The sequence below is a fragment of the Kitasatospora sp. P5_F3 genome, from assembly GCF_054049135.1.
The window spans coordinates 219,994-226,347 of the sequence record NZ_JBFUMY010000009.1 but is presented as its reverse complement, the minus strand read 5'-3'; the positions used below and the strand labels follow the sequence as shown (position 1 = coordinate 226,347).

The window sequence follows — 6,354 nt, the reverse complement described above, 5'->3', positions numbered from 1 at the left end:
AGGACGTCGAAGCCCATCGCGGCGACGGCGGGCAGCCGCAGCGCGGCGGTGCGGAACGTACCGGACACCGGCGGCTGGTTACCGTCCGGGTCGACCACCGCACCCTCGGACCGCGGGAAGAACTCGTACCACGACCCGAACAACGCCCGCTCCCGATGGACCGTCAGCTCCACCGGCTCCACGGTCGAGAGCAGCTCCCGGAGCGGATGGTCGGCCAACCGTGCGGTGACCGCCGGGGCGTGGGCCGCTGCCAGCCGCTGCGCGGCCGGGACGTCCAGGTCGAGCAGGGTGGCGGCGGCCGTCAGCACGGCGGTCCGCCCCGCTCCCCTGGGGCCGGCCAGGGCCGCCCGGCGCAGCAGCTCCGCGCCCTCCTCCAGGGTGACCTCGACGTCCTGGCCGGCCGGGATCTTGATGTCGGCGCGGTGCAGCCAGCTTGCGACCGGATCGCTCCAGGCTTCGACGGTGTAGGTCCAGCGGCCGGGCACGGTCGGCGTCACGTACGCGCCCCACCGGTCGGTGCCCGGCGCCAGCTCGCGCATCGGGGTCCACGGACCGCGCCGCCCGCGCGGACCGCGCAGCACCACGTTGGCGCCGAGCGCGTCATGGCCCTCCCGGAACACGGTGGCGCTGACCAGGAACCGCTCAGCGACCACGGCCCGGGCCGGGCGGCTGCCCCCGTCGACCGCCGGCTCGACGTCCAGCACGGGTATCCGGCCGATCGGGGTGGGCTGTCTGCGGGGTGCCGCTGCCTTGATGGTGCTCATCTTGCCGATGTCCTCTCACGGTTGGGCGGCTACCCGCCTGGTCAGACCACTTCTCCGAGCCGGCGCCTGGTACGGGCGGCGAGCTGGTCGATGATGGTGCGGGCGAAGACGTGGCAGTGGTTGCCGGTCCGGGCGGTGACCAGGTCCTCGTCGACGACGACGTCCTGGTCCACGTAGACGCCGCCCATGTTGCGCAGGTCGCCGAGCAGGTTGTTGTGCACGACCGCCTTGCGCCCCTGGATCACCGAGGGGATCGGCGCGGCCAGCCACATGCCGTGGCAGATGATGCCCTTGACGATCGCGGGGTCCGCGAAGGCCCGGCGCAGGAAGGTCACCGCCGGGGGAAGCGCCTGCACGTCCTCGGTGTACCTGAGCCGGTCGGCGACGATGCCGGAGGGCACGATCACGGCGGCGAACTCCCGCAGCCCGTACTCGTCCAGGTCCTCGAAGGACTCGGTGACCTCGAACGGCATCCGGTGCTCGTGCCCCCGGAAGACCAGTCTTTCGTTGCCCCAGAGCCGGGTCAGGAAGCGCACCTCGGCGCCCTCCTCGGCGAACCGGCGCTGGTAGTAGAGGATTTCGGGCTCGTAGAAGTCGCTCTCCATCAGGACCGCGATCTTCTGTCCGGTCAGCCGCATGACGGCCCCTCCTTCCCGGTCAGTCACGACCGATGACCAGGTCGATCAGGAACGGTCCCGGGTGCGCCAGCGCCCGTGCGATGGCCGGGGCGACCTCAGCCGGCTTCTCCACCCGTACGGCCGGGACGCCCAGCGACTCGGAGAGCGCCGCGAAGTCGATCTCGGGCCGGGAGAGGTCGAAGATGCCGGGGAAGTCGTGGTGCTCGATGTCCTGGCTCCGCCAGTACTGCTCGATGTTGTCGTCGAGCAGCTTGTAGCGGCCGTTGTTGCAGATCACGAACTTGGCGGCGATGTCGTACCGGGCGGCCGTCCACAGGCCCTGCACGGTGTACATGCTGCCGCCGTCCCCGGTGAAGCCGACCACCGTCCGCTCGGGGTGGGCCAGCTTGGCGCCGATCGCGCCGGGGATGCCGACCCCGAGCGAGCCGCCCCGGGTCTGGTGCCAGTGGCCGGGCTCGTTCGGCGGGTTGTACCGGAAGATGCCCGGCGAGGAGGTCAGCGCCTCGTCGAACAGCACGGCGTCGGGCGGGAGTTGGCGGGCCAGCTCGCGGCCGAAGTACGCGGCGGTCAGCGGGCCGCCCTCGTCGGCGGCCAGGTCGCGGGCGACCGCGTCCGCGTAGGCGGCGGCCTTCTTGTCGGCCAGCCCCTGGATGCGCTCGGCCACCGCCTGCTGCCGCTCGGTGGACTGACGCTCCGTCAGGGCCTCGGTCAGCCGGGCCAGCGAGAGCTTGGGGTCGGCGACCAGACCGAGGTCGACCGGGAAGTTCTTGGCTATCGCCGCACTGTCGAGGTCGATGTGGACCACCGGCGCGCCCTCGGCGAAGACGCCGTCGAGCAGCGGGTAGACCTCCGGCAGGGCGTAGGTGCCGACGATCAGCACGGCATCCGCCGCGGCGGTCACCCGGCTGCTGTTCTCGCCGAACATGTGGCCCAACTGGCCCTGGTAGAGCGGGTGGTCGGCCGGCAGGTTGACCTCCGCCCAGTCCGCCCCCCAGACCTCGGCGCCCCACACCTCGGCGAACCGGGCCAGCTCCGCCTGTGCGTCGGCGAAGTGCACCCCGTCCCCGGCGATGATCAGCGGCCGCTCGGCGCCCGCCAGCAACGAGGCTGCCAGCCCGATCGTCCCGGCGTCCGGGACCACGGCGGTGTGCAGGTAGGAGGTGGGGACGGCCGGCTCGCTGGTCGGCCGGTCCAGCACGTCGGCCGGCAGCACCACCAGCACCGGTCCGTACGGCGGGGTGGCGGCGACCTTGAAGGCCCGGCGCAGCACCCGCAGGGTGGACTCCGGATCGACCACCCTGGTGGCCCACTTGGTGACCGGCTTGGCCATCCCGACCAGGTCGGCGGCCATCTGGGCGTCCATGCTGTCGTACGCGAGGCCGGACTCGCCGACCACCACCACCAGCGGCGCGTGACCCCGCATCGCCTGGTAGAGCATGCCGATGCCGTTGCCCAGGCCCACCCCGGAGTGCAGTTGCAGCAGGGTGGGCGTGCGGGTGGCCCGGGCGTAGCCGTCGGCGATGCCGACCACCACGGCCTCCTGGAGCGCGAGCACGTACTCGATCTCGGGGAAACCCCGCAGCTCGTCCAGGAAGCCCTGCTCCACGGTGCCGGGATTGCCGAACATGTACTTCACGCCGTCGGCTTTGAACTGCTCGAGCATCGCCACCCGGGCGGGCCTGCTGGCCATGGCTTGCGTACCTCTCGATCGGTGGACTGTACGGAGGAAGCCGGGAGCGGGCGGCCGGCCGGTATGCGCCGGGGCACGGCCGCCCGTCTCCACGGGTCAGGCCTTGAAGCCCCACTGGCGCAGGCCCTGCTCCAGCACCTCGACGACCTTCTGGCCGGTGAGGTAGGAGTCGGGGGTCGAACGCCCGGTGATGAACGGGTAGTCGACGATCACCGAGGTCTCCTTGCCGAAGTTGCCGTGGTAGGCACCGTCGGGAGCGGTGGCGTCGCGCAGGATGTACTCCAGCGGGTATGGCGGCGGGCCGATCACGAAGTCGGTGCCCATGAAGCCGGTGCCGTCCTTGTAGTCGTACTCGATGCAGTGCCCGGTGACGTGCTTGTTGCGGATGATGCTGGCCCGGTCGTCCTGCTCGCGGGCGAAGGCCAGGCAGGCCACGCCGTAGCACTCGGCGGCGATCGGCAGGCCGAGGTTGTAGAAGGCCAGCACCAGGTCGTGCACCCGCCAGTTGTTGGCGAGGTCGACGATCGGACCACTGCCGCCGACGATCAGCAGCGCGTCGTACCGGTCGGCGATCTGCTCCTGGACGTGCTCGCGGCGGTGGTTGTAGCCCTCCCACGCGCGCAGGAAGTCGTTGCGGCTGCGGTACGGCCGGTCCGGCAGCCAGGACGACAGGTCGAGCGGGCTGTCCAGGCGGTTCGAGCCGTCGAACGCGCGGACCTTCTCGGCCATCTCGGTGCTGGTCACCGAACGGCCGAGCGGCGGGTCGATGTACTCCGGGTCGTAGCTCGGCGGCAGGGCCACCGCGCGCTTGCCGGTCGGGGTCGCGAAGGTGATCTCGTAACCGGCCTTGTCGAAGGTCTCGAGCGGGCCGATCAACTCCTCTCCCCAGTAGCCGTACTCGGAGAGGACGATGAGAATGCGCTTCTTCGCCATCGGCGTTGGTCTCCTTCAAAGGGATTGCGGGCCGGCCACGAGCGGGCTGCTGCCCCGGTGGCCCCACTCCTGTCTACCGGCTCACGAGTACTCCAACTGCCTTTCCAGGCAGCCGAGTTGGGCATGCGGTAAGTCGGAGGAAGTACTGTGCGAGGTCAGTCGGCGTAGGTCAGGGCGGCCTTGGTGATCAGGCCGTCCGCGATGTCGAAGGCGTAGTTCGCCCGGAAACCGCCGGAGCCGCCGGGGGCGAAGACCACCAGCATGGTGGTGCCGTTCTCCCGCGGGGTTTCGCGCAGGACGGTGAGCCGTCCGCCGATCACCTCGGAGGCGGCCCAGTGCCGGATCGCCTCGTGACCGCGGATCTCGCGGCCGACGTCCACGATCAGGCCGTCGGGGTGGAAGGAGGCCACCAGGGCGTCCAGATTCCTGGCCTCGACCGCGTCGACGTAGCTGCGGGCGGCCGGCGGCAGCGCCTGCAGGGTCTGCGGCGCACTGGTGGTGGGATCGTTGCGGATCGACTGGACCACGGTGGCCCCGGCGGGTCGGGCCACGAGGATTCCGGACAGTGGTTCAGCGACTTCCGGCCGTCTCGCGCCCCTCGACGCCGGCCTCGGCCGGGGCCTCGGCCGGGGCCTCGGCCACGGGCTGCTGCTGCGGCTTCGGACGGATCCCGAACAGCGCGATCAGCACGCCGACCAGGGAGAACAGGCCCGCCGCCAGGAAGGCCCAGCGGTAGCTGGTGACCCCGACGCCGGAGCCCTCGGTGACCACGGTCGCCGTCATCACGGCGGTCAGCACGGCGACACCGACACCCGCACCGATCTGGTACGAGGCGGTGATCAGGCCGGAGGCCACACCCTGGCGGTCGTCCGAAACCCCGCTCACCCCGGCGATGTTGACGGTCGGGTAGACCAGGCCGTTGCCGATGCCGTGGATGATGATGGCCGGCAGCAGCACGGTGACGAAGTCCGCGTCGTGGCCGATCCGCAGGAAGAGCAGCACGCCCGCGCCCTGCAGGATCATGCCGACGGTGGTGACGGTGCGGACCCCGAACCGGCCGACCAGCGGGCCGGACGCGTACTTGGCGGTGGCCACGATGACCAGGCCGAGCGGCAGGAAGCAGAAGGCGGTCTGGAGAGCGGTGTAGCCCAGGGTCTCCTGGAGGTACAGGCTCGCCACGAACTGCCAGCCGATGGTGGAGCAGGCCCAGACGATGCTCACCAGGTTGGCGCTGCTGAGCGTCGACGAGCGGAAGATCGAGAGCGGCACGAGCGGCGCGCGGTGCCGGGCCTCGATCAGGACGAAGCCGATGAGCAGTGCCACGGCGCCACCGATCGTGCCCAGGGTGCCGACCGAAGCCCAGCCCCAGGACGGGGCCTGCACCAGGCCGTAGACCAGCAGCATCGCACCGGCGGTCGCGGTGACCGCGCCGCCGACGTCGAACCCGCCCCGTCGGCCGGAGCCGGCGGCACGGTCGTCGCCGATGATCAGCGGGCTGGCGATCAGGACGCCGAGCGCGATGATGGCGGGCACGAAGAAGACCAGCCGCCAGTTGATCTCGGTCAGCACGCCGGAGAGCACCAGGCCGAAGCTGTAGCCGCCGGCCCCGGTCATCGCGAAGATGCCCAACGCCCGGTTGCGCTCGGTGCCTTCACGGAAGGTCGTGGTGATCAGCGACATCGCCGCGGGCGCGGTGAACCCGGCCGCGACACCCTTGAGCACCCGGGTGGCCACCAGCAGCGAGCCGTCGGTGAAGAAGCCGCCGAGCATGCTCGCGATGATGAAGACGACGGTCGCGGCGACGAAGGTCCGCTTGCGACCCCACACGTCGGCCACTCGGCCGCCCAGCAGCAGGAAGCCGCCGTAGCCGACCACGTAACCGGAGACGAGCCACTGCAGTGAGCCGTCGGACAGGCTGAGCGCCTGCTTGATGCTCGGCAGCGAGACGCCGAGCACCGAGTTGTCGAGCGAATCGAGGAAGACCGCCGCGCAGAGCACGAGGAGCGAGAGGTTCTTCCTTCGTTCCGTCAGCGCCGAGGCTGTGCGTTCGATTGTGGTCATGGTGTGTCAGGCTCCTCGCTCTTCCGGATCGGAAGGAACGTCGAGGCGGAGCCCCGCGGAGGACCGCCCCCGCCGGGGCATGACAGTGCGCAAGCAGTTAACTACGAGCGCGGATAGCTGTCAAACCATCAGTCAATTCATTGCCGGGCGAGCACCTCGATCCGCATCACCCCTGCTCATAGAGCCCATGCCTCACATGGCTTGCACCTTGTCACTTATATGGTTGACTAGAAATGACTGCACTGGTTAAGTCTGCTGACGTTAAGTC

At 70.3% G+C, this 6,354-nt stretch carries 6 protein-coding genes; all 6 read right to left on the bottom strand.

Annotated features, from left to right (window positions below):
- Window positions 1-764, bottom strand: a 764-nt coding sequence (locus ACXJMZ_RS08135; RefSeq protein WP_457029275.1) for a maltotransferase domain-containing protein, incomplete at its 3' end; no start/stop codon positions are given.
- Window positions 765-805: 41 nt separating this feature from the next.
- The gene (locus ACXJMZ_RS08130) at window positions 806-1,402 is read right to left on the bottom strand and encodes a DJ-1/PfpI family protein (RefSeq protein ID WP_057234002.1); all 597 of its coding nucleotides are present in this window, start codon (window positions 1,400-1,402) and stop codon (window positions 806-808) included.
- Window positions 1,403-1,421: 19 nt separating this feature from the next.
- Window positions 1,422-3,092, bottom strand: coding sequence for a thiamine pyrophosphate-binding protein (locus ACXJMZ_RS08125; RefSeq protein ID WP_457029274.1), 1,671 nt, complete (start codon window positions 3,090-3,092; stop codon window positions 1,422-1,424).
- 96 nt (window positions 3,093-3,188) lie between these two features.
- Entirely contained in the window at window positions 3,189-4,025 is an 837-nt protein-coding gene (locus ACXJMZ_RS08120) for a type 1 glutamine amidotransferase domain-containing protein (RefSeq protein WP_457029273.1), read from the bottom strand.
- A gap of 155 nt (window positions 4,026-4,180) precedes the next feature.
- Window positions 4,181-4,576: a nuclear transport factor 2 family protein gene (locus ACXJMZ_RS08115; RefSeq protein WP_457029272.1), complete on the bottom strand. Its 396-nt coding sequence runs from the start codon at window positions 4,574-4,576 to the stop codon at window positions 4,181-4,183.
- A 19-nt stretch (window positions 4,577-4,595) separates the two neighbouring features.
- A complete protein-coding gene (locus tag ACXJMZ_RS08110; protein ID WP_457029271.1) occupies window positions 4,596-6,086 on the bottom strand; it encodes an MFS transporter in 1,491 nt (496 codons plus the stop codon).
- Between the last annotated feature and the right edge of the window lie 268 nt (window positions 6,087-6,354).

Bases quoted from the DNA above. Each gene is read 5' to 3' on its own strand.
- ACXJMZ_RS08130 (WP_057234002.1), bottom strand. From the start codon at position 1,402: ATGCGGCTGACCGGACAGAAGATCGCGGTCCTGATGGAGAGCGACTTC.
- ACXJMZ_RS08125 (WP_457029274.1), bottom strand. From the start codon at position 3,092: ATGGCCAGCAGGCCCGCCCGGGTGGCGATGCTCGAGCAGTTCAAAGCC.
- ACXJMZ_RS08120 (WP_457029273.1), bottom strand. From the start codon at position 4,025: ATGGCGAAGAAGCGCATTCTCATCGTCCTCTCCGAGTACGGCTACTGG.
- ACXJMZ_RS08110 (WP_457029271.1), bottom strand. From the start codon at position 6,086: ATGACCACAATCGAACGCACAGCCTCGGCGCTGACGGAACGAAGGAAG.